This is a genomic window from Citrobacter sp. Cpo012, assembly GCF_030333015.1.
GTDB classification, from domain to species: Bacteria; Pseudomonadota; Gammaproteobacteria; order Enterobacterales; family Enterobacteriaceae; genus Citrobacter; species Citrobacter portucalensis.
Genome location: NZ_JAOWGR010000030.1, coordinates 246,969 through 269,777 on the forward strand (window position 1 = coordinate 246,969; position 22,809 = coordinate 269,777).

General features: G+C 50.7%; 28 protein-coding genes and 3 tRNA genes. 9 read left to right on the forward strand and 22 right to left on the reverse strand.

From position 1 onward, the window contains the following. Positions 1-11: 11 nt before the first annotated feature. The 6 genes from OGX90_RS03400 to OGX90_RS03425 all read right to left on the reverse strand — a co-directional run bounded on the left by OGX90_RS03400 (position 12) and on the right by OGX90_RS03425 (position 4,023). Positions 12-677, reverse strand: a complete 666-nt coding sequence (locus OGX90_RS03400) for a YecA/YgfB family protein (protein WP_003034581.1) — start codon at positions 675-677, stop codon at positions 12-14. A 209-nt stretch (positions 678-886) separates the two neighbouring features. Further along, positions 887-1,168 carry a heavy-metal-associated domain-containing protein gene (locus tag OGX90_RS03405; RefSeq protein ID WP_003833910.1) on the reverse strand — a complete coding sequence of 94 codons (282 nt, stop codon included), beginning with the start codon at positions 1,166-1,168 and terminating at the stop codon, positions 887-889. Further along, positions 1,165-1,521, reverse strand: a complete 357-nt coding sequence (locus OGX90_RS03410) for a hypothetical protein (protein ID WP_286623131.1) — start codon at positions 1,519-1,521, stop codon at positions 1,165-1,167. The genes OGX90_RS03405 and OGX90_RS03410 overlap by 4 nt, the downstream gene beginning before the upstream one ends. Further along, the gene (locus OGX90_RS03415; protein ID WP_167820048.1) at positions 1,499-2,641 is read right to left on the reverse strand and encodes a transglutaminase-like domain-containing protein; all 1,143 of its coding nucleotides are present in this window, start codon (positions 2,639-2,641) and stop codon (positions 1,499-1,501) included. The genes OGX90_RS03410 and OGX90_RS03415 overlap by 23 nt, the downstream gene beginning before the upstream one ends. 208 nt (positions 2,642-2,849) lie before the next feature. After that, positions 2,850-3,320, reverse strand: a complete 471-nt coding sequence (locus OGX90_RS03420; protein WP_167820049.1) for an SRPBCC family protein — start codon at positions 3,318-3,320, stop codon at positions 2,850-2,852. Positions 3,321-3,333: 13 nt separating this feature from the next. Then, the gene (locus tag OGX90_RS03425; RefSeq protein WP_286623133.1) at positions 3,334-4,023 is read right to left on the reverse strand and encodes a LolA family protein; all 690 of its coding nucleotides are present in this window, start codon (positions 4,021-4,023) and stop codon (positions 3,334-3,336) included. Positions 4,024-4,227: 204 nt separating this feature from the next. Here OGX90_RS03425 and OGX90_RS23820 point away from each other — a divergent pair, with 204 nt between their 5' ends. Continuing rightward, entirely contained in the window at positions 4,228-4,572 is a 345-nt protein-coding gene (locus OGX90_RS23820) for a hypothetical protein (RefSeq protein WP_048235186.1), read from the forward strand. A 156-nt stretch (positions 4,573-4,728) separates the two neighbouring features. Here the strand turns inward: OGX90_RS23820 and OGX90_RS03435 are convergent. The 6 genes from OGX90_RS03435 to uvrY form a co-directional block, all read right to left on the reverse strand. Next, positions 4,729-4,815 (reverse strand) — tRNA-Leu (locus OGX90_RS03435). A 12-nt stretch (positions 4,816-4,827) separates the two neighbouring features. Continuing rightward, a tRNA-Cys gene (locus tag OGX90_RS03440) sits at positions 4,828-4,901 on the reverse strand. Between the two features lie 51 nt (positions 4,902-4,952). Next, positions 4,953-5,028 (reverse strand) — tRNA-Gly (locus OGX90_RS03445). Positions 5,029-5,179: 151 nt separating this feature from the next. After that, positions 5,180-5,728, reverse strand: coding sequence for a CDP-diacylglycerol--glycerol-3-phosphate 3-phosphatidyltransferase (gene pgsA, locus OGX90_RS03450; protein ID WP_003030490.1), 549 nt, complete (start codon positions 5,726-5,728; stop codon positions 5,180-5,182). 55 nt (positions 5,729-5,783) lie between these two features. Then, the gene (gene uvrC / locus OGX90_RS03455; protein ID WP_079934683.1) at positions 5,784-7,613 is read right to left on the reverse strand and encodes an excinuclease ABC subunit UvrC; all 1,830 of its coding nucleotides are present in this window, start codon (positions 7,611-7,613) and stop codon (positions 5,784-5,786) included. After that, the gene (gene uvrY / locus OGX90_RS03460; protein WP_003834023.1) at positions 7,610-8,266 is read right to left on the reverse strand and encodes a UvrY/SirA/GacA family response regulator transcription factor; all 657 of its coding nucleotides are present in this window, start codon (positions 8,264-8,266) and stop codon (positions 7,610-7,612) included. The genes uvrC and uvrY overlap by 4 nt, the downstream gene beginning before the upstream one ends. A gap of 296 nt (positions 8,267-8,562) precedes the next feature. On the opposite strand from uvrY, the gene OGX90_RS23870 reads away from it, so the two are divergent. Both OGX90_RS23870 and OGX90_RS03465 read left to right on the forward strand, forming a co-directional pair. Further along, positions 8,563-8,706 carry a hypothetical protein gene (locus OGX90_RS23870; RefSeq protein ID WP_418219448.1) on the forward strand — a complete coding sequence of 48 codons (144 nt, stop codon included), beginning with the start codon at positions 8,563-8,565 and terminating at the stop codon, positions 8,704-8,706. Positions 8,707-8,725: 19 nt separating this feature from the next. Next, positions 8,726-8,950, forward strand: coding sequence for a DUF2594 family protein (locus OGX90_RS03465; RefSeq protein ID WP_003030482.1), 225 nt, complete (start codon positions 8,726-8,728; stop codon positions 8,948-8,950). Positions 8,951-9,016: 66 nt separating this feature from the next. Here OGX90_RS03465 and sdiA read toward each other — a convergent pair whose 3' ends face one another. From sdiA to OGX90_RS03505, 8 genes are all read right to left on the reverse strand, one after another. Continuing rightward, entirely contained in the window at positions 9,017-9,739 is a 723-nt protein-coding gene (gene sdiA / locus OGX90_RS03470) for a quorum-sensing transcriptional regulator SdiA (protein ID WP_008785095.1), read from the reverse strand. Between the two features lie 230 nt (positions 9,740-9,969). After that, entirely contained in the window at positions 9,970-10,722 is a 753-nt protein-coding gene (tcyN, locus tag OGX90_RS03475; protein WP_286623135.1) for an L-cystine ABC transporter ATP-binding protein TcyN, read from the reverse strand. Then, entirely contained in the window at positions 10,719-11,387 is a 669-nt protein-coding gene (gene tcyL, locus OGX90_RS03480; protein WP_003030474.1) for a cystine ABC transporter permease, read from the reverse strand. The genes tcyN and tcyL overlap by 4 nt, the downstream gene beginning before the upstream one ends. Before the next feature lie 21 nt (positions 11,388-11,408). Further along, positions 11,409-12,395, reverse strand: coding sequence for a D-cysteine desulfhydrase (dcyD, locus tag OGX90_RS03485; protein WP_212025387.1), 987 nt, complete (start codon positions 12,393-12,395; stop codon positions 11,409-11,411). 107 nt (positions 12,396-12,502) lie between these two features. Continuing rightward, the gene (gene tcyJ, locus OGX90_RS03490) at positions 12,503-13,303 is read right to left on the reverse strand and encodes a cystine ABC transporter substrate-binding protein (RefSeq protein ID WP_003030469.1); all 801 of its coding nucleotides are present in this window, start codon (positions 13,301-13,303) and stop codon (positions 12,503-12,505) included. Between the two features lie 100 nt (positions 13,304-13,403). Further along, a complete protein-coding gene (gene fliZ, locus OGX90_RS03495; RefSeq protein ID WP_003030467.1) occupies positions 13,404-13,955 on the reverse strand; it encodes a flagella biosynthesis regulatory protein FliZ in 552 nt (183 codons plus the stop codon). 57 nt (positions 13,956-14,012) lie between these two features. Next, the gene (locus OGX90_RS03500) at positions 14,013-14,732 is read right to left on the reverse strand and encodes an RNA polymerase sigma factor FliA (protein WP_003030465.1); all 720 of its coding nucleotides are present in this window, start codon (positions 14,730-14,732) and stop codon (positions 14,013-14,015) included. A 162-nt stretch (positions 14,733-14,894) separates the two neighbouring features. After that, positions 14,895-16,169, reverse strand: coding sequence for a FliC/FljB family flagellin (locus tag OGX90_RS03505; RefSeq protein ID WP_286623141.1), 1,275 nt, complete (start codon positions 16,167-16,169; stop codon positions 14,895-14,897). Between the two features lie 255 nt (positions 16,170-16,424). Between OGX90_RS03505 and fliD the strand changes: the two genes are divergently transcribed. From fliD to amyA, 4 genes are all read left to right on the forward strand, one after another. Then, positions 16,425-17,825: a flagellar filament capping protein FliD gene (gene fliD, locus OGX90_RS03510; protein WP_267428597.1), complete on the forward strand. Its 1,401-nt coding sequence runs from the start codon at positions 16,425-16,427 to the stop codon at positions 17,823-17,825. 15 nt (positions 17,826-17,840) lie between these two features. Then, positions 17,841-18,248: a flagellar export chaperone FliS gene (gene fliS / locus OGX90_RS03515; RefSeq protein ID WP_019077068.1), complete on the forward strand. Its 408-nt coding sequence runs from the start codon at positions 17,841-17,843 to the stop codon at positions 18,246-18,248. Further along, complete coding sequence (fliT, locus tag OGX90_RS03520; protein WP_008785101.1) at positions 18,248-18,619, forward strand: flagella biosynthesis regulatory protein FliT; 372 nt, start codon at positions 18,248-18,250, stop codon at positions 18,617-18,619. The genes fliS and fliT overlap by 1 nt, the downstream gene beginning before the upstream one ends. A 68-nt stretch (positions 18,620-18,687) precedes the next feature. After that, positions 18,688-20,175, forward strand: a complete 1,488-nt coding sequence (gene amyA, locus OGX90_RS03525; protein WP_286623146.1) for an alpha-amylase — start codon at positions 18,688-18,690, stop codon at positions 20,173-20,175. 40 nt (positions 20,176-20,215) lie between these two features. Here the strand turns inward: amyA and yedD are convergent, their stop codons facing one another. Further along, positions 20,216-20,629 (reverse strand): lipoprotein YedD, encoded by a 414-nt coding sequence (gene yedD / locus OGX90_RS03530; RefSeq protein WP_003030454.1) that lies wholly within the window; start codon positions 20,627-20,629, stop codon positions 20,216-20,218. Positions 20,630-20,814: 185 nt separating this feature from the next. On the opposite strand from yedD, the gene yedE reads away from it, so the two are divergent. Continuing rightward, positions 20,815-22,020, forward strand: a complete 1,206-nt coding sequence (yedE, locus tag OGX90_RS03535) for a selenium metabolism membrane protein YedE/FdhT (RefSeq protein WP_286623150.1) — start codon at positions 20,815-20,817, stop codon at positions 22,018-22,020. Next, positions 22,017-22,250 (forward strand): sulfurtransferase-like selenium metabolism protein YedF, encoded by a 234-nt coding sequence (yedF, locus tag OGX90_RS03540; protein ID WP_000790504.1) that lies wholly within the window; start codon positions 22,017-22,019, stop codon positions 22,248-22,250. Before yedE ends, yedF begins: the two co-directional genes overlap by 4 nt. A gap of 54 nt (positions 22,251-22,304) precedes the next feature. Here the strand turns inward: yedF and fliE are convergent, their stop codons facing one another. Then, a complete protein-coding gene (gene fliE, locus OGX90_RS03545; protein ID WP_003030448.1) occupies positions 22,305-22,619 on the reverse strand; it encodes a flagellar hook-basal body complex protein FliE in 315 nt (104 codons plus the stop codon). Positions 22,620-22,809 lie beyond the last annotated feature (190 nt).

The following is a 22,809-nucleotide window of genomic DNA, read 5'->3' on the forward strand; positions in this document are numbered from 1 at the left end:
GCCCCTTTCTGTTAATGCAAACAGCACTGCTTATATTTCTTGCCGCTGCCACACGGACAAGGGTCATTGCGCCCTACTTTGGCATCCACTTTCACCGGTACTTTGACCGGCGTTTCCTGAGGATGCGCCATCCAGTAAGCATGCAGGTCCAGCGCAGCCAGGCGGATGGCATCCACGCTCTCTTCAAACGCTTCCGGCGTTAGTTTCTCAACCACCGCAAAGTTCTCTTCCGTACCGTGCAGCGCAATAGCTTCAAGTGCTGGTTTTAACGTGTCCGGTAACGCGGACCAGTCTGACAGTGCGACACCGCGCATATAACCAAAGCACCACTCTTCAACGATGGTCAGTTCATGCTCGTCAATTTCACGCAAACCAAACAGCGGCTCAAACTGCTCAGGATATTCATCCAGACGATCGGCCGTATCCGCCATATGTTGAAACGCCAGGTTCATGAAACGCGTCATTTCTTTTTCGGAGGACCAGCGAGGGACATACTGCGCGCCGCCCCAAATTGCGACCAGCCACTGCTCTGGTTCAATTTCATACGGTGAACTCAACACCGCCGTCAGCAAACCATCCAGTTCTGACACATCCAGAATAGCCTTGTCTGTATTGTACTTAGTCAGTACATCATCCAGCCATTCCAGTTCGCTCTCGTTTAATGGTCCCGTTTTCATAACGCTTTTCCTTAGTCAAAAAATCTTGCCTGTGATCATCCTACATGGCTGGAGGGATAACAGATACAAATGGGCATATGCGGCATACAGCTGCCGCCTGTTCAGGTTAACAGGAAACGAGGGGAATTCCGGAAGTTAACGCACAAAAGAGAACACTAAGCCGCCGGGCATCATACCGGGAAAAAACAATAAAACCACCCGCAGGTGGTTTACTGTTGTTCAATACGGTTGAGCGTTGCGGTATAGCCCGTTTTCGCCACCGCGTTAAGTAAAGTATCGGTTGGGAAACCTTCCGGTACAATCGCTTCTGCTTGTCGGGTTTTTAGGGAGGATTTGGCTTTAATCACACCGTCGGTTTCACGTAGCGCCTGATTGACCGAAATAACGCACAGCGAGCAGGTCATATTTTGTATATCCAGCACCACTTTTTGGTTAGCCGCCTGAGCCCACAGCGGCAGCAACAAGCATGCAACTAATGTGAAGATTTTCATTCAAATACCTCATAAAACCAGGCAACGAGCGTTGGATAAAATAGCACCGGAAAAATCAACGCCAGCGCGCACCAGTAGAGAATGCGCGCTTGCTTCAGCGTTAACCACCCGGAGCACCACAGTCGTTTGGAAAAATAGAGCCGCCAGAAAACGCGCAGTAATAAGCCCAATGACACCAGCATCAGGGGAATTCGCAAAAACTCAAACTGGGTGAAAACAGCAAAGCTCGCCGCCGAAATACCAAACAACAGATAGAGCAGCGGTCCAACGCAGCATAAGCCCGCGGTGACAGCAGCCGCAGCGGCCGTCAACAGGGTGAGTCCCGCCCCTTTAGCGTTGTTCTGTGGCGACATAGCTGTACGAGAACGCTTTAGGATCATAGAAATTGATCGGGTCACCATCGACTTCAGCGTAAGGATAGCCAAAGTTGTTCATGGCTCCCTGCTCCGTTGCTGGATACAGCTCGAAATCACGCCCGTAGTTAAATCCAACCCAGTTCATTTCCCAGTTACCAAACAGGTAAGTGTTTACCGCCTGGACATCGGCGTCCTGATGCGATTTTTTCTCTGCCAGACGCATTTTGGTCACATCAGCAGGATCGCACGGTAACCAGCCGTAACCGGCCAGATAGAATTCGGCGCGGCAATGTTGTCCGCCGCTCACATCGGCGACGCCTGCACTGTCTGCTTTGCCAAAAGCGCTTTTCGAGTAACGTTCGAGTTTATTGGCTTTGCCCAGACGGATGCCAAACAGTTCGCGTGCCGGAATACCGCTGGCCCGTGCCAGAGCAACAAAAACGGAGCTCATGTCGGTGCATTTTCCTTTGAGCTTACCGCTTTTTAAGATCTCCGCCACATCCCCCGTGCCGCAGCCGATAACGTCGTTATCGCGCTCCATATGGCTACTCACCCACTCGTAAATCAGGCGTGCTTTTTTCAGCGGATCCTGCTCATTACCGGTAATTTTACGTGCGGTTTCCAGAACCAGCCCATCAACTGGGGTATGTGTCGTCGGCAGCAGGTACGGTTTTACATCCAGCGGATAAATAATCTGCTCCGGCGCTTGCCAGGTTTTCAGCGCGTCCTGCTTCAGCGGCTCCCAGTCGGCGGTTTCAATGTCGATATCAACGTTAATCAACAGTTCGCCCTGCGAGTCAGGCCAGGTGGCGAACAGCGTTTTCGCGCCATAAGTATTATTAGTGGTAACGTACGCATGCTTGTAGTTTCCGCTAAAGGCAAGCGCCGTCATTTGTTGAAACGCGGTATCTACCGGAAGCGGGATCCACAGTTTTACCACGCCGCTCGATCCCTTAGGAGGGTTAAGTTTATACGTCTGGGATAACACAAAGCGCCGACGCGCGACTGGTGCAACGGATGGCTCAGCGGCGTGAACCGTCTGGCTAATAACCGCAGGACCGACTAAACCGGCGGCGGAAAGGAGAACGCTATTTTTGAGAAATTGTCGACGTTGCATTGCTGTCTGTCCATGTTGTAAGAGTTGGGCTACGGCTAAAAAGGCAAAAACCGTATGCGATCATCACAGCAGACAGACGCTGACATAAAAAGGTGAGCCGATGGAGGTTATTCATCAATAACAGACCTGTTAACTGTGAATGAAATAAGAAACTGCGCGACAGATAGTAAGCCATAGGCAGGCAAAAAGTACAGCCGTGAGAGCGAGTTCAGAATATATAAACATTCGTTGCCAGCTTACGGGCTAACCCTCTGGCCCCTTCGCGCATAACCATATCGTGATTCCAGCGAAAAACAGGTGCCGCCAGTGGGGCAAGATAATTCATCCAGCGGATCGTGGTACGCACATTCCAGTCATATCTGACGATAGTTTCTGCACCATTGGCAGAAAAAGACCACACTCCTCGCCCTTCAACCGCCCCGCTGGCTTGCCCCTCAAGCAGTGAGCAAGGCAGAATATTCAACACGTTGATGTCAAAGGTTAAGCGATAAGGAAGCGCTCCTTTCCAGGTATAACGATGTAGCGCCCCAATTCCCTGTATATCACCTTTTTTAATCTCAACAATGCGTTCCAGACTTTCCCACCATTCCGGCCACTGATCGGGATGAGAAAAAACATCCCATACTTCCTGAATTGAAGCCTCAACCCGCCAGACGGTGGAAAACTGATAGTTAGCCATAATACAGACTCCCTCAAGGCGAGAAGAAATTGGCGGGAAAATGGATGTTAATGACCATAGCATCCAGAAGCACGGTTTCTAATCGCTGCCCATCTGGCGCATAGCTGATCACTTTGGCAGGGAGTCCATGATAATTATCCAGCCAGATGTCATAACGATGTACTCCATCAACCGCCATTGTTCCTGGCCCAACCACAGATACGTGCATTGTCGCCCGTCCTGCAAGGTTTTCCTTACCAACAGTGGTTGTTGTCCCTTCGCGTTGCAGATGACGAATATTGCCCAACAACACGCCGATATCAGAGCGATCCACACGATGACCACGCTCATCCTGGATCAATGAATTAGTAGGTGACAGGTGCAAAATGGGCAACGAACCCACACCAAATGGCCATAACGTCACTTTATCGCTGACAGGATTAAAGATAAGCACCGCACCTGAATGCGGTTGGGTAAAATCCATCCGCACATACCCAGGCTTTTGAAAGCTATAGCGAATAATTTTGCTTTCATCGGATGGCGACGAGGAGCGCATCATAACCTGATAAGACATCAGGTTATTAAATGACTGTTGAGAAAACACGATGGGATCCGTAGCCCTGGCATTCTGCGAAAAGATATCCCCTTTTTCCACCGAATATGCTGCACCACTAAAGGTAAGCAATGCTGCGAACATGACTATCGGAAAAGATGAAATGTTCATAGCAGCCCCCTGAATCAGCACTGTCTGCAAACAGAAGTAATCACCTGTTGGCTGTTTTTATTATAGTTCTTAACTGCGCGGCACTACTCTTCCGGTCTTTTAAACACAGTATGGATAGCAGGTTTAGATTATTGGTTTTCTTTTCGGTTAAGATGACAACATAAAGCTATACTTTAATAGCCATGCTTTTTATAGGTATTAATCATGAAACTGCCATCGGTATTTTCATGCGCCGTTCTCATATTACTGCTGCTGGCGTCATCGTCTGCCACAGCCAGCGCGTTACAAAACCAGGCTGTTAGAGAGCAAGAGTTGAGCGAGGCACTTCGAGCTGGTAATGGCGTGATCATCATTGGCGGGACGGATGATTTCGCTTTCACGTTCAGGGCACGAAACCGAATCCACAGACAGCTGGCGATACAGGATGGCTTTGGCGATCCCATACTGATGAATGGTTTCCAGGACCACAACTATAATCCCGCCCGCGATGGGTTTATCAACAACCCTGCCCGAGGGGGCTTTATGTTTAACGCGCCGATTCGGCGATAGATTGATTAGCAATAGTGAGTATATAGAGGGCAGTTTACGTTTCTGGCAGGCTGCTTGACGCAAAGTATCTATGCTTGTAAAAAACAGGCACAAAAAAACCACCCGTAGGTGGTTTCACGACACTGCTTATTGCTTTGATTATTCTGTTCTTTCCCATGGTACCCGGAGTGGGACTTGAACCCACACAGCGCGAACGCCGAGGGATTTTAAATCCCTTGTGTCTACCGATTCCACCATCCGGGCTCGGGAAGAAATTGGAGGCGCGTTCCGGAGTCGAACCGGACTAGACGGATTTGCAATCCGCTACATAACCGCTTTGCTAACGCGCCGAAATCTTCTGGCTTTACAGCCGACATCCGCTATTGCCGATGTCTTAAATTTGGAGCGGGAAACGAGACTCGAACTCGCGACCCCGACCTTGGCAAGGTCGTGCTCTACCAACTGAGCTATTCCCGCATCACCAAGTAATTTTGTTAATCACTTGATTTTGTTATCGTCTGGCAATCAGTGCTGCCGTTCGATGCGTTGCATTCTACTTACCTGACGCAATGAGTCAACGATATTTTTCACCACTGACGATCGTTTGCTGAAATTTGCGTCGAAACGATCACTGATCAAGCAAATCTCCACGTGCAGCGCTCAAATACTGGAACATTGACCACAAAGTCAGTATCGCGGCGACGAAGAAAAGTGCGATCCCAGCATACTCTACCCAGATATTTGGACGCCACAGCAGCCAGGCCAGTGCAGCCATTTGCGAAGTGGTTTTCACTTTACCGATCCAGGATACGGCTACGCTGCTGCGTTTACCCAGTTCGGCCATCCATTCACGCAGTGCAGAGATGATAATTTCACGCGCAATCATTGTTGCGGCAGGAAGCGTCACCCACCAGCTGTGGTAATGCTCTGTCACCAGGACCATCGCGATTGCCACCAGCACTTTATCAGCGACCGGGTCGAGGAAGGCGCCAAAACGCGTGCTTTGGTTCCAGCGGCGTGCCAGAAAACCGTCAAACCAGTCAGTGACCGCTGCGATACAGAAGATCAGCGCACAAACAAAGGGAGCCCAGGTGAATGGCAGGTAAAAAGCCAATACAAAGAATGGGATCAGGATGACGCGAAACAGCGTGAGCAACGTAGGGATATTAAATTGCATATGACGGATAACTATCTGTTGTCAGTGAAATTACCCCTATGTTGCTACAGAGGGCCTAATGTTTCAACGAGTAGAAGATCTTTTCTGCCAGAGCTTGCGAAATACCCGGCACTTTTGCAATTTCTTCGATACTTGCGTTACGAAGACCTTGCAAACCTCCCATATATTTCAACAACATCTGGCGACGCTTTGGCCCGACACCTTCGATGGTCTCAAGCGTGCTGGTGCTTTTCACTTTCGCCCGCTTTTTACGATGCCCGCTAATCGCATGATCGTGAGATTCATCGCGGATATGCTGGATAACGTGCAATGCAGGCGAATCCGGCGGCAGACTGAAGCCCTCACCTTCCGGCTCAAAGAACAACGTTTCCAGACCGGCTTTACGATCGGCCCCTTTTGCCACCCCCAGCAAGAGTGGGTGCTGTTTGTCCCAGGGAACATCCAGCTCAGCAAAAACGGCTTTCGCCTGCCCTAACTGACCCTTACCGCCGTCGATCAATATGACGTCCGGAATCTTACTTTCTTCAATCGCCTTACCGTAACGCCGACGCAAGACCTGATTCATCGCCGCATAATCATCTCCCGGCGTAATGCCGGTAATGTTGTAACGGCGATATTCTGCGCGCAGCGGGCCATTGGCATCAAAGACCACGCAGGAAGCTACCGTCTGTTCACCCATCGTATGGCTGATGTCGAAGCATTCCATACGCTTCACCGCAGGTAACTTCAACACCGATGCCAGCGCCGTCAGACGTTGCGTAATCGTCGACTGCTGAGAAAGTTTCGTGGTGAGTGCCACTGCCGCGTTGGTCCGCGCCAGCTTGAGATAACGTGCGCGATCTCCTCGCGGTTTCGTCTGCACGTTAATCTTCCGTCCGGCCAGTTCAGACAGAGAGTCTGCCAGCAGGGTTTTATCGCTAAGATTAAAATCGAGCAGGATCTCCCCGGGTAAGGTACGCATCTGGCTCCCCTGCAGATAAAACTGCCCGACAAAGGTTTCGACGACCTCGCCGAGTTCCGTGCCACCGGGTACTTTCGGGAAATAGCTGCGGCTGCCCAGCACTTTACCCTGGCGAATAAACAGAACGTGCACACAGGCCATACCGGCGTCAAACGCCACGCCAATGACGTCCAGATCGTCTCCGGTATTAGAGACAAACTGTTTTTCTGTCACGCGGCGTACGGCCTGGATTTGGTCACGAATGCGCGCAGCCTCTTCAAATTCGAGATTTTGGCTGGCCTTTTCCATGCGGGCGATCAGCTGCGTTAATACCTGATCGTCTTTTCCGGACAGGAACAGACGAACATACTCGACCTGCTGAGCATACTCTTCCTCACTCACCAGACCCGCGACACACGGACCGAGACAGCGGCCAATCTGATATTGCAGACAAGGCCGAGAACGGTTGCGATAAACGCTGTTTTCGCACTGGCGGATAGGGAATATTTTCTGCAACAGCGCCAGCGTTTCACGCACCGCATAACCGTTAGGGAACGGTCCAAAGTACTCGCCTTTGGCATGCTTTGCCCCGCGATGCATCGCCAGGCGCGGGTGGGTATCGCCGCTAAGGAATATAAAAGGGTAGGATTTATCATCGCGCAGCAATACGTTATAGCGCGGCTGATACAGCTTGATGTAGTTGTGCTCAAGCAATAACGCTTCGGTTTCAGTGTGCGTTACCGTGACATCAATCTGCTGGATTTGCGCGACCAGCGCTTCGGTCTTGCGTGACGCAAGATTACTACGGAAGTAGCTGGAAAGCCTTTTTTTCAGGTCTTTCGCTTTCCCGACATAGATAACCGTCCCGGCGGTATCATACATACGATAGACGCCGGGCTGACTGGTCACGGTTTTCAGGAACGCTTTGGCATCAAACTCGGTCACTGGCTTGTTAATGTCTCCGCATTACACAGGCCATGGCGAATTGCCAGGTGAGTCAGCTCTACATCGCCGTGAATGTTTAATTTACTGAACATTCGATAGCGATAGCTGTTCACCGTTTTAGGACTAAGATTCAGCTGTTCTGAGATCTCATTGACCTTCTGACCTTTGGTGATCATCAGCATAATCTGCAACTCGCGTTCAGACAAACTGGCAAACGGGGTTTCCGTTTTCTCAGGCTCAATCTGGCTGAGCGCCATTTGCTGAGCGATATCGGAGGCAATATAACGCTGCCCGGAAAAAACCGAACGAATGGCACTCACTACTTCCTGGGGGGCGGCGCCTTTGCTGAGATACCCTGCGGCCCCTGCCTGCATAACTTTTGCAGGTAATGGGTTTTCGGTGTGTACCGTCAGCATGATCACTTTAATGTCTGCCGTGGAACGCGCAATTTTGCGGGTTGCTTCCAGACCGCCAATACCGGGCATATTCATATCCATCAGTACAACGTCAACGGAATTTGAGCGGCACCATTTTACCGCATCTTCACCGCAGCACGCTTCGCCGACAACTTTTATGCCTTTTATATCTTCCAGAATGCGTCGTATCCCTGCGCGCACCAGTTCGTGGTCATCAACAAGAAAAACGTTGATCAAAGGAATATCTCCAGAATAGGGATAACGCTACCGATAGTTAATCGGCCCTATGTTAACGGGTTTTATCTCAACTTTGAAATGTAAAAAACGTCCGACTTTCGATTTTGCTCTCGTTTTTGGAAATTAGATTGTACGACGAGTGGAAACTTTCAGTCCTGACAGCCTTCTGCCACGGTTATATCTGCATAGCTGTTTCAGAATAGTGACAAAAAATTCATATTCCCCCGCTGAATGCAAAATAGGCAGTCAAAGTTGTAACAATAATTAACGAGGAAAATACTCGAAATAAACAACATGTGGAGAAAATATATGCACTGCAACATGTTGTTTATTTTAATGTCCACAACATTGGTCCGCGCAAAAAACAACCACAGATATTTTTAGCCTCGCTTATGGTATACTCCGCCGCCTTAAGATTTGACATCGCACTTTTTCATTGAAACATAACGAGGAAAATAAATGAGTACGCCTGACTTTTCCACTGCTGAGAATAACCAGGAACTGGCCAATGAAGTCACCTGCCTGAAAGCCATGTTAACGCTGATGCTGCAGGCAATGGGTCAAGCCGATGCAGGCCGCGTGATTCTTAAAATGGAAAAACAGCTCGCGCTGATTGAAGATCAATCACAGGCGGCGGTATTTTCCAACACGGTTAAGCAAATTAAACAAGCTTACCGCCAGTAAAAAGAAACCGGCTGATAGCAATGCTCTCAGCCGGTTTTGCGTCTGACACTCAGAACGATAATTTACTCAGATAAGCCCGGTTGCCGCGGCATAACAGGCTATCTGCGTTTTGTTTGGTGCATTGAATTTCTTTTGCATATTCTTCTGGTGGAAGTTTACAGTATTTTCAGAAATAGACAGAATGATGGCTATCTCTGAAGAGGTCTTCCCCTCCGCCGTCCATTTCAATATTTCCTTTTCCCGCTTGCTAAAGCGCATTTCTGGCGCCATAACCATGTCATCTTCCAGCCGCGTCAGTACAGACAGGCTTTCCCGCACCAGAAGCTGCATCCTGAGCTCCACTTCATCGCTCGCAAGGCGACTGTTACGGATACTTGCACGCGATACCGATAAAAAACCCAACGCCCGATTAGGCAACATTAAGCATTGCGTCATCCCTTTGCGTAAACCGTGATTGCGTGCGGCGTCCCACAAAGGTTGCGCATCGCGAAACAGAGTATCGTTCCAGGGTAAATGCCCCTGACTGAAGTTTTCAGGTTTCAGCACCGGATCAATGGCGAAATAATTTTCGGACTGATAATGCGCCACCCATGCTTTGGGATAGGTCGTATGAAGAGACGTTTTAGGTCGGGTAAAAGGTACCGGATGACGAACACAGAGCGCGTAAAAATCGAACTCTAAGTGCTGCGTCTGTTGTTGTAATTCCGTATAGACATCCTCTGCCGTCGCCATTTCCTGAAAGCGTAACAGCATGCTCCGTCGCCAGGTGAAGAAATCATGATCCTGCATACTAAGTGGTAATGCCCCTGAGATTGATAATCATCCAAACATATGAAACAAGCTAACACATAAATGTATTTTATATATGCAAATTATCGGACAAATGAAGAATTACTTGAGTATTACTCAGCAGTGGAAGGAAGTAACAGATTCAAGCGTTAATAATAAAGCAATAATTATAAATAGTTATGCGAACAGCACTCGCCAGAAACAATTCCGACGAGTGCTATATGCACTATTTATTGCATCAAAAACTTCTCAAGAAACTGGCGGGTACGCGGCTGCTGCGGATGCGTGAATAAGGATTTTGCGGGTCCCTGCTCCACTATCCGTCCTTGATCCATAAATATTGCTCTATCGGCAACATCGCGAGCAAAGCTCATTTCATGCGTCACAATTACCATGGTGCGTTTTTCCTGCGCCAACTGGCGGATGGCATTAAGTACCTCGCCAACCAGCTCCGGATCGAGCGCGGAGGTCGGTTCATCAAAAAGAATAACCTCAGGTCGCATCGCCAGCGCTCGGGCAATCGCTACGCGCTGCTGCTGTCCGCCCGATAAACGCCGCGGATAGCTGGTTTCTTTACCTGCTAGCCCGACTTTCGCCAGCAATTCACGCGCACGAGCTGTCGCTTCAGCTTTTGGTTCACCTTTGACTATCACCGGCCCTTCAATAATGTTTTCCAGCACCGTCCGATGCGGAAACAAATTAAAGTTCTGAAACACAAAACCGACGTGCTGACGTAACTGACGAATCAGCCCTTTCTGCTGAGTCAACGAACGCGCGGTATCAATGGTAATCTCACCCACTTTAATAGTGCCCGCCTCCGGTTGCTCCAACAAATTAATGCTACGCAGCAGCGTGGTTTTGCCCGATCCGCTCGGCCCAATAATCGCTACTACTTCACCAGGTTTGACGTCAAGATCGATCCCATGCAGCACCGTTTGCCCATGAAATTTTTTGACCAGGTTTCTGACTTCGATAGCACTCATTTCGGCTCTCTCTCCTGGCGATTCAGTTGTTCTTCAAAATAGTTTTGCAGTGCAGAAAGTACCGTCGCCATCACCCAGTAAATCAACGAGGCCGCCAGATACATCGTAAAGACTTCCAGCGTACGCGAGGTAATCAGCTGCGCCTGACGGAACAGTTCCGGTACCTGAATAGTGGCGGCCAAAGAGGTATCTTTCACCAGACTGATAAAGCTGTTGCTCAGCGGCGGCAACGCAACGCGCGCAGCCTGCGGCAGGATTGCCCGGCGCATGGTCTGCCAGCGCGTCATACCAATACTGGCACCTGCCTCCCACTGCCCTTTATCGATGGAAGAGATTGCCGCACGCAGAGTTTCCGCAGCGTAGGCCGCCGTATTCAGCGACAAGCCAATCATCGCCGCCGGGATGGGATCAAGCTCAATACCAAACTGCGGCAGACCGTAATAGATCATGAACAGCTGGGCAATTAGCGGTGTTCCGCGAAAAATAGAGATATAAAAACGCGCCAGCCAGCGCACAGGCAACAGCGGCGACAAACGCATCAACGCCAGGATAAACCCCAGCACGAGGCCAAAAAACATCCCGCCGATACTCAGTTGCAGCGTAAAAACCGCGCCTTTGAGCAGATACGGCAGAGAATCAATTACCAGTTGGATACTTTCATGCATTAGCGTTTTTCGACCTGGTTGTTACACGTGAGGATGGTAGGCAAACAGTGCAGGTGCCCCACCGGTATGAATAAAGAGGATTGGCCCTTCGTCTTTGAAGCGTTTCTGGCTGATACCGTCAATCAAACCCGCCATCGCCTTACCGGTATACACCGGATCCAACAAAATGCCTTCCAGTCGCGCCAGCAGTTTTACCGCCTCCATGCCCTCTTCGTTTGGCGTACCGTAGCCCGGCGCAAAATAATCGTCCCATAACAGGATATCCGCCGAGGCCGTCAGTTCCAGTTCGCGGGCAATGTCCTGCTGCAACGTTACTACTTTGGGCTTTTGATCGGCGACGCTGCGCGAGACGGTCACGCCGATAAGTTCGACGTCTGGCATCAGTTGTTCCAGGCCCACGGCCAGCCCGGCGTGCGTTCCCGCGCTGCCCGATGCCACCACAACGGAAGAAAGCGCAACGGCCCCTTCACACTGCTGGGCAATTTCCAGCGCGCTTTCCACATACCCCAATGCGCCCAGGGCGTTAGAACCACCAACGGGGATCACATACGGGCGGAACCCCTGCGCTTCAATGCGCGTCGCCAGTTCCTGAAGCTGCGCATTCGGGTCGGTCAGCGCATCGCACATTTCGATTTGCGTATTAAACAGGTCCAGCAGCAGACGGTTGCCATTGGTGAGATAGTTTTCCGCAGTAGTGCCAATCGGATTTTCCAACAGCGCCACGCAGTGCAGACCAAGCTTAGCCGCTACCGCCGCCGTCTGACGAACGTGGTTAGACTGGATGGCACCCGCGGTTATCAGCGTATCTGCACCTTCACGCAGTGCGTCTGCGGCCAGGAATTCCAGCTTACGCAGCTTATTGCCGCCCAAGGCCATCGGCGTGACGTCATCGCGTTTGATGAAAATATCGCGCCCGAGGTGGTCGGAGAAACGTGGAAGATATTCGAGCGGCGTTGGCGCGCCAATAAATTCCAGACGTGGAAAGCGCGTTAAGTTATGCAGCGGCATACAGCCTCCGGTATTCGTTGTTGTGATGTTCTTTTTATTATGCACGCTCAGGCGCAATGAAATAAAAAAAGGCGCTGTTAAAGGCGCCTTTTTTCATCGGATGCCGATTATTTCGTCACATCCGCTCCAAACCATTTTTCAGACAGAGCTTTCAGCGTACCGTCTTTCTGCATTTCAGCAATGGCCGCATCAACCGCTTTCAGCAGATCTTCATTGCCTTTGCGCAGCGCCACGCCGGACTCCTGGCGGGAGAATGCTTCACCGGTCACAGCCAGCGTATCCTTGGTTTTCTTGACCAGATCCAGCGCTGCCAGACGGTCAACCAAAATGGCGTCGATACGGCCTACACGCAGATCCTGGTATTTGGTCGGGTCATCATCATAGGTACGAATATCCACGCCCTGCACGTTCTGGCGCAGCCACTCTTCATAGTTGGTGCCCAGACCAACGCCGACTTTTTTACCTTTCAGATCGGCAGCGGTCTTAATAACGCCTTCATTACCTTTCTTCACCAGCGCCTGAATACCAGAAACCGTATACGGGGTAGAGAAATCGTATTTTTTCTTACGTTCGTCAGAGATGGTCACCTGGTTGATGACCACGTCAATGCGCTTGGAATCAAGAGAGGCCAGCATACCGTCCCACTTGGTCGGCTTCAGGTTAGCTTTCACCCCAAGGTGCTTGGCCAGTTCCTCAGCAAACTCCACTTCGAAACCGGTCAGCTTGCCGTCATCGCCCTGAAAACTAAACGGGGGATAGGTCCCTTCCAGGCCCACCAGCAGCGTGCCGCGCTCTTTAACTTTATTTAACAGACCTTCATCTGCATAAGTCTTTACGCTCATTCCAGCGACAAGTGCAACAGCCATTACACCCATCAGAGCCTGACGTCCCAGAAGTGCTAATTTCATAGTTACCCCGAATATTGTCATTAGTGACTATCATTTATGACTACAGTGTAAAGCGTTTACTGTGTTCCACAAACACGACTCTGTTACACCTTATTCGTTTTTAATATATATCAGAACTGGCTGTCCAGGAGGATTTCTGCATATGTCCCATATGGGTATGGGCTTTGAACTGCTCATACTTACGCAAGGCGATGCGGTAATTGTTGGTGCTGGTTTCCGGCAGCCACGGGGCAAGGTTTTCGTCGAGGAACCCTTCCTGCAGCAGGTCATGAGAGATATTTTGTTCGGTCAGGTGATTCCCGAGGCGACGCAGGCGGACAACGTATTCACGTACCGTGCCGTGACTCATTTCGGTCTGCTCAAATAAAAACTGCTTAAAACCAATAATGTCGAAAAAGTCGCTCTGCTCTTTGCAATGCAAATCACCACAAAAACGACACAGTGCCACCCACTCTTTTTTCTCCTGCTCCCACTCGGCTTCATCCAACAAAGTGTCCAGTCGGGCGATGGCGATTTTATTCACAATTTGCCCACGACGAACCAGCGTGATCCGGTCGAGCAACTTAAAGCAATGGGCGCAATGCGTCTGGCTGTGTTTGAAATCTTTGAGGTAGCGGCTTAGAGGCCGTCTTTTTGATTGCTGCACCGTCATGAGAACTCCTGGTAGTCAATTCGTAATGCGGCATTGTTCAGGGGTAATGATGTACCCCTATAGCTTACCCAGTTTGGTGCGTAGACGTTTGATGGCCTGACTGTGCAACTGGCTGACCCGTGATTCCCCGACTTCCAGTACCGCGCCAATCTCTTTCAGATTCAGCTCTTCCTGGTAGTACAGCGTTAACACCAGCTTTTCGCGCTCCGGCAACGCCTCGATCGCGTCCATCACGCGCTGGCGGAGGTTACCCTCAAGAAGCTGTTGTAACGGGTTTTCCTGCTGATGTTCTTCCGTCACCAGCTCGATACTATCGCCATGCTCTTCCCGCCACTCGTCATAAGAGAAGAGTTGGCTGTTATTGGTATCGAGCAACATCTGACGATACTCTTGCACAGGAATAGCCAGACGCGCCGCCACTTCGGTTTCCGTCGCGTTGCGCCCTAATTCCTGCTCCAGTTGTCCCATCGCCTGTGCCACTTCGCGAGCATTGCGCCGAACGCTACGCGGCACCCAATCCCGGCTACGTAGTTCGTCCAGCATTGCTCCACGAATACGCTGCACTGCGTAAGTGGTAAATGCCGTTCCTTGCAAAGCGTCATATCGGTCAACGGCATTCAATAACCCGATGCCGCCCGCTTGTAGCAGGTCATCCAGTTCTACGCTCGCCGGCAAACGCACCTGAAGGCGCAATGCTTCGTGACGCACCAACGGTACATAACGCTGCCACAGCGAGTGTTTATCCATTACACCTTCAGCGGTATACAGTGAATTCACGATAAACAGCCCTGCGTTAAATGAGTTATCGGCATGATTATCCGTTTCTGCAGGGGTTTTAATCGGGTGAATAGTGGGTGAAATGGGGGGTTATTTGGGGGTTACGGGTAAAGCTAAATGTAAAAAACCCCGCCGGAGCGGGGTTTGCGCAATGAGCGTAAATTAACGCAGCAGAGACAGAACGTTCTGCGTAGTCTGGTTAGCCTGCGCCAGAACAGAAGTACCCGCCTGTTGCAGGATCTGAGCACGAGACATGTTAGACACTTCGGTCGCGTAGTCGGAATCTTCGATACGGCTACGAGCAGAAGACAGGTTGTTCACGGTATTGCCCAGGTTGGTAATTGCAGATTCAAAACGGTTCTGAATCGCACCCAAGGAGCTACGGAACTTGTCTACATCAGACAGCGCAGCATCAATTTTCTTCAGCGGATCAAGGCTGATATCTGGGCTCACGCCACCAGTACCTTTTACAGCTGCACCTGCGGCACTAAATGTCACTTTTTCGTAGGTATTATCTGCCTGTTTTATAGCATAAGCCATTTTATTTGTGGCAGTGTCTTTATATGTGATAACGCTTTCACCAGCACCTAATCCTGCACCAGTAAATGCTACTTCTTTTTGAATGTTATCAACTTTATTAGCTGGAATACCTGCTGCTGCTTGTGCTTTAGTCAAGTCTGCACCAGCTAACTCGGTTGGATCATATGTAATAGTACCTGCTTTGTTATCTACACTGGCGGAATAGAATTTTGTACCATCTTTAATATATGATTTGCCATCCGCTGGGTCTTTGTATAATTCAGGTGTGCCCCCCCATGTTACTGCAGCACCCGAACTTTGCATTACACCGGCAGCTACTGCAACGTCAGTATTAACCTTAGCACCTTTGCTCAGGGTTGTTGCGATCTTTGTAACGTCCAAGTCATCAAGCTTCAACGTATCGCTGTTAATTTTTTTCAGGTCAATGGTGATTGTTTCACCATCTTTTGCCCCAACCTGAATAGTCAGTTGACCGTCCTGATTCAGAACTTTTTTACCGTTGAAGTCGGTTTGCTCGGAAACACGGTTGATTTCTGCCAGGCGTTGATTAATTTCGTCCTGAATAGAAGTCAAATCGGAATCAGAGTTGGAGCCGTTTGCTGCCTGTACGGACAGTTCACGAACGCGCTGCAGGTTGTTGTTGATTTCAGACAGTGCGCCTTCAGTAGTCTGCGCAACAGAGATACCGTCGTTAGCGTTACGGGAAGCCTGAGTCAGACCTTTGATGTTAGCGGTGAAACGGTTTGCAATCGCCTGACCAGCAGCATCGTCTTTCGCGCTGTTGATACGCAGACCAGAGGACAGACGCTCGATAGCGGAGCCCAGAGCGGACTGAGATTTGTTCAGGTTGTTTTGGGTCAACAGCGACAGGCTGTTTGTATTGATGACTTGTGCCATGATCTTTTCCTTATCAATTACAACTCGATGTTATTGGGCTGTTGCCCACGGTTTCTGACCGTAACCCATGTATCGGCACCTTAAATTCGAACTTTAGAAAATTTTTACTTTCCGCTCTCTTTTTTCTTAGTCCGTGAAATACCCTCTATATGCACCACTATTCCGCGCATTATTTTGACAAAACTATCATTAAACTTTGCGCGCAGATTGCCGATAACCCGCTTAACAATTGTTTGCAATCACAAGGAATCGGGCATGGCTTCATTTACATCATTAGGCGTAGGCTCAGGCTTACCACTGGACACGTTGCTAAACAACCTGACTATCGCTGAGAAAAAACGTTTAAATCCAATTACTCAGCAACAGACCGACAATACCGCCCGTCTGACGGCTTACGGTACGCTGAAGAGTGCGCTGGAAAAATTCCAGACGGCCAATACCGCGTTAAATAAACCGGAACTGTTTAGAAGCAGTAATGTGACCAGCAGTACTGAAGACCTGAAAGTGACCACCGAAGCCGGCGCGGCACCGGGTATTTATACCATCAGCGTCACGCAGCTGGCCCAGGCGCAGTCTCTGAGCACCAAATCAGTTGCTTCAAACAAAGAGGCGCTGGGTGATGGTTCTGCCACCCGTACAATTAAGATTGATCAGCCGGGTCGTAAAGAGCCGCTGGAGATTAAACTGTCGCAAGACAAAACCACGCTGGACGATATCAGTAAGGCGATTAACGATACCGATAGCGGAATCTCCGCCAGTATAGTGAAGGTGAAAGATGGTGAGTTCAAACTGGTGCTGACCGCAGCAGAAGGTATGGACAGCAAAATGACCATCTCTGTTGACGGCGACAGCAAGCTGAACGATATGCTGGCCTACGACAGTACAACCGGCACCGGAAAAATGACCGAGTTGGTTCAGGCCCAAAACTCCAAGCTCACGATGAACGGTATCGATATTGAACGTCAGAGTAACAAAGTCACCGATGCCCCGCAGGGCGTGACGCTGGAACTGACCAAAAAAGTCACCGACGCGCGTGTCACCGTCACGAAAAGCAATGAGAAAGCTACGGAAGCGATTAAAGGCTGGGTGGATGCCTATAACTCACTGATCGATACCTTTAATACGCTGACCAAATATAAAGCCGTAGACGCAGGTGCGGAAGGTCAGGACAAAGACAACGGCGCGCTGGTCGGGGATAGCGTGGTGCGTACCATTCAGACCGGTATTCGCGCGCAGTTTGCCAACTCTGGTAGCGAAGGTGCCTTTAAGACGCTGAATGAAATTGGCATCAAGCAGGATGGCAAAACCGGCAAGATGACCATCGATGATACCAAACTGAAAAAAGCGCTGGACGAAAACACCGCCTCAGTTCGCGAACTGCTGGCAGGCGACGGCAAAGAAACCGGCATCACCACCAAAATTGCGGCTGAAGTAAAAAGCTATCTCGCTGATGACGGCATTATCGACAATGCGCAAGACAGCATTAACGCCACGCTGAAAAAACTGACCAAACAGTATCTGTCAGTTAGCGCCAGCATTGATGACATGGTTGCGCGCTATACGGCGCAGTTTACCCAGCTTGATAGCATGATGAGCAAGCTGAATAACACCAGTACCTATCTGGGCCAACAATTTACAGCGATGAATAAATCCTGATAACACGAGGTAAGCATGTATACCGCGAGCGGTACCAAAGCCTATGCACAGGTCAGCGTGGAAAGCGCCGTGATGAGCGCCAGCCCACATCAGCTGATTGAAATGTTGTTTGACGGCGCGAATAGCGCCCTCGTGCGCGCTCGCCTGTTTATGCAACAGGGTGATATCGTCGCCAAAGGTGAGGCCTTAAGCAAAGCCATTAACATTATCGACAATGGTCTGAAAGCAGGCCTGGATCAGGAAACTGGCGGTGAAATCGCCACCAACCTGTCCTCGCTGTATGACTATATGATCCGCCGTTTACTGCAAGCTAACTTGCGTAATGATTGTCAGGCCATTGAAGAAGTCGAAGGGTTACTCGGCAACATTGCAGATGCCTGGAAACAGATCTCACCGAAAGCGTCGTCCCAGGAGTCTCGTTAATGACCTCAGCCGTGGAGTTTATCAACCGTTGGCAGCGCATCGCGCTACTCAGTCACTCGCTGCTGGAACTGGCGCAGCGCGGTGAATGGGACCTTTTACTGGAACAGGAAGTTACCTATCTGCAAAGTATTGAAGTGGTCATGGAAGAGCAAACTCCACCGGGCATTACGCGAAGTATTCAGGACTTGGTTGCCGGGTATATTAAGCAAACGCTGGATAACGAACAATTACTCAAAACGTTGTTGCAGCAGCGCCTGGATGAGCTCAGTAACCTCATTGGCCAGTCGACACGCCAAAAGACGCTGAATAACGCCTATGGTCGTCTTTCCGGCATGCTGCTGGTACCCGACGCCCCCACCTCGCCACAATAATTTCCCGTCTCGTCTGAATTATCTTCCATACTCCAGAGGTCGGCCAAACGACTTCTGGAGCACGGAAGATGAAAAATCCCACGTTATTGCAGTACTTCCACTGGTATTACCCTGATGGCGGTCAACTCTGGCCCGAGCTTGCCGAACGCGCAGGCGGTCTGAATGATATCGGCATCAATATGGTATGGCTGCCTCCCGCTTATAAAGGCGCGTCCGGCGGCTATTCCGTTGGCTACGACTCCTACGATCTGTTTGACTTGGGCGAATTCGACCAAAAGGGAACCGTCGCCACCAAGTACGGTGATAAAAACCAACTGCTGGCGGCGATTGACGCACTGAAACACAATGATATTGCCGTACTGCTGGACGTGGTGGTTAACCACAAAATGGGCGCTGATGAGAATGAAAAGATCCGCGTCCAGCGCGTTAACGCCGAAGATCGCACGCAAATAGATGATGAGATTGTCGAGTGCGAAGGCTGGACGCGCTATACCTTCCCTGCCCGCGCTGGCCAGTATTCGCAATTCATTTGGGACTTTAAATGCTTCAGCGGCATTGACCATATCGAGAACCCAACCGAAGACGGGATTTTTAAAATCGTTAACGATTACACCGGAGAAGGCTGGAACGATCAGGTGGACGATGAGTTGGGTAATTTTGATTATCTGATGGGCGAAAACATTGATTTTCGCAATCACGCGGTGACAGAAGAGCTCAAATACTGGGCGCGTTGGGTAATGGAGCAAACCCAGTGTGACGGTTTTCGTTTAGATGCGGTGAAACATATTCCGGCATGGTTTTACAAAGAGTGGATTGAGCACGTGCAGGAGGTTGCACCCAAGCCGCTGTTTATTGTGGCGGAATACTGGTCCCATGAAGTCGATAAGCTGCAAACCTACATTAATCAGGTGGAGGGGAAAACCATGCTGTTCGACGCCCCTTTGCAGATGAAATTCCACGAGGCCTCCCGTCAGGGCCGCGATTACGACATGAGCCAGATTTTCACCGACACTCTGGTGGAGGCCGATCCTTTTCATGCCGTCACGCTGGTGGCCAATCACGACACACAGCCATTGCAGGCACTCGAAGCTCCCGTCGAGCCGTGGTTTAAGCCGCTGGCCTATGCGCTGATCCTGTTACGCGAAAACGGCGTACCGTCGGTGTTTTACCCTGACCTCTACGGAGCGCATTACGAAGACACCGGCGGCGATGGCGAAACCTATCCTATCGACATGCCGATCATTGAACAACTTGATGAACTGATCCTCGCGCGCCAGCGCTTCGCGCACGGGGTACAGACGCTCTTTTTCGATCACCCTAACTGTATCGCTTTTAGCCGCAGCGGCACGGATGAGGATCCCGGCTGTGTGGTGGTGCTGTCTAACGGCGATGACGGAGAAAAGACCATCAATCTCGGCGCCAATTATGGCAATAAAACCTGGCGCGACTATCTGGGAAATCGTGAAGAAAGCGTGGTCACCGATGAAAACGGCGAAGCGACGTTTTTCTGTAACGGCGGGAGCGTCAGCGTGTGGGTGATTGAAGACGTGTTGTAAAGCTCAACCCCGGTGACCGATGGTTACCGGGGCGTACGGCTTATGGCAGCGGTGTTGCCAGCGGCGTTTTCTTTAACGCGTCAGCACATTCCTGCGTCGGGCGATCCACCCGCTGCAGCGTCATACCGTCATATTCCAGCGTATTGCCTTCGCGCTCGATCTCGTACAGCTCGCGTTTCACCGTCACGTTGGTGAGATCGCCAGAGAGCATCGTCAGTTTCCCCGGCAGCGCGATCACCCGCTGCCATTGGCGACAATCCAGCGTATCGCCCTCTTTCGTTATCACCAGGCTGGCAATGGCTTCCGGGCTGACCAGACTGCGTTGTGGACCTTTTGACTGCCAGTATCCTTCCAGACCGGCTGGCGCTGGCGTTTTCACCACGTCGTTATAATTTTCTACTTCGGCGCATCCGGTAAGCGCCAGAAATACACCAACGATTGCTAATTTTTTCATCATTCATCCTGCATGCGAAGAAAATGGGATTGTGGCATTAAAGGCCTGATGTCGCCAGCCTTTCGGCAGCGTTGAGAAAGATTGATCCAGACGGTGTTACCTCTTATTACTCATAGTCAAAAATTCTGAACGGTGTAGTATCCACACTTCTTGTTACATACCTTCTGAGTTCAGAGGCACAACGCATGTCATGGCAACACTTCAAACAGGCCTGGTTGATTAAATTTTGGGCCCCCGCCCCTGCGGTCATCGCAGCGGGTATTCTCTCTACTTACTATTTCGGCATTACGGGAACCTTCTGGGCCGTTACCGGTGAATTCACCCGCTGGGGTGGTCAAATCCTGCAACTGTTTGGTGTGCACGCCGAAGAGTGGGGATACTACAAGCTGATCCATCTCGAAGGCTCGCCCCTGACCCGCATCGACGGCATGATGATCCTCGGTATGTTCGGCGGCTGTTTTGCTGCCGCACTGTGGGCCAACAACGTCAAGTTACGCATGCCGCGCAGTCGAGTGCGCATTATGCAGGCGATAGTCGGCGGGGCAATCGCCGGATTCGGCGCACGGCTGGCAATGGGCTGTAACCTGGCCGCATTCTTCACCGGCATTCCGCAGTTCTCGCTACACGCCTGGTTTTTTGCGCTGGCCACGGCTATTGGCTCCTGGTTTGGTGCACGCTTTACCCTGCTGCCAATGTTCCGTATTCCGGTCAAAATGCAGAAAGTCTCCGCCGCTTCGCCGTTAACGCAAAAGCCGGATCAGGCCCGTCGCCGTTTCCGCCTGGGCATGCTGGTGTTTATCGGCATGATCGGCTGGGCGCTACTCACCGCGATGGATAAACCCAAGCTCGGTCTGGCGATGCTGTTCGGCGTCGGGTTCGGACTGCTGATTGAACGGGCGCAAATCTGCTTCACTTCAGCCTTCCGCGACCTGTGGATTTCCGGTCGCACCCATATGGCAAAAGCGATCATCTTCGGGATGGCGGTCAGCGCCATCGGTATCTTTAGCTACGTGCAACTGGGCGTCGAGCCTAAAATCATGTGGGCGGGTCCAAATGCGGTGATCGGCGGCTTGCTGTTCGGCTTTGGCATCGTTTTAGCGGGCGGATGTGAAACCGGCTGGATGTATCGCGCCGTTGAAGGCCAGGTGCATTACTGGTGGGTTGGTCTGGGCAACGTTATTGGCTCGACCATTCTGGCCTACTACTGGGATGATTTTGCTCCCGCGCTTGCCACCAACTGGGACAAAGTGAATCTGCTCAACACCTTCGGTCCGCTCGGCGGTCTGCTGGTGACCTATCTGCTGTTGTTTGCCACGCTGATGCTCATTATCGGCTGGGAAAAACGTTTCTTCCGTCGCGCAGGGCTGACGCCTGCCAAGGAGTCTGTATGAAAAATATCGTGCCTGATTATCGCCTCGATATGGTCGGCGAACCGTGTCCATACCCGGCTGTAGCCACGCTGGAAGCGATGCCGCAATTGAAGAAAGGTGAAATTCTGGAAGTGGTGAGCGATTGCCCGCAGTCAATCAACAATATTCCACTGGATGCGCGTAATCACGGCTATACGGTGCTGGATATTCAGCAGGATGGTCCAACGATCCGCTATTTGATTCAGAAGTAACTGGTTGCCGGATGGCACTGCGCTTATCCGGCAAACATTCTCTGCATGTTGCCCCTACACTTGCATCGACATGACTTCCTGATACGCCGACACCAGTTTATTACGCACCTGAATACCCATCTGCATCGATACCGACGCCTTTTGCATATCGGTCATCACATCATTTAACGCAATACCCGGCTCACCCAGGGTAAATTTCTCCGCCTGCGTACGGGACGCGGTTTGCACATCGCTGATTCTGTCTAACGCCGCATGCAGTTGTCCGGCAAAACTCACGGTCGGTTGTGGCTGCATATCCTGCATTTTTGCTGACATCGCCGTGGCCTGTAACTGGCTGATGACCCCTTCAATCCCCTGTATTGCCGACATTCTGATCCCCTGGATGATTTTTTACGTAGCTGAGATTACCAGTTAGTCAATAAGATAAAGGCGTTAAATAACGATAAAAAACCACGGTTTTTAACGCATAGAAAAATTCGAAACCGCAAATAATGAGACCGTCAATTTTTCGAGTTTGCTGACCCGGGAGTGAGTCTTGTTCCACTTTGCAAAAAACGCC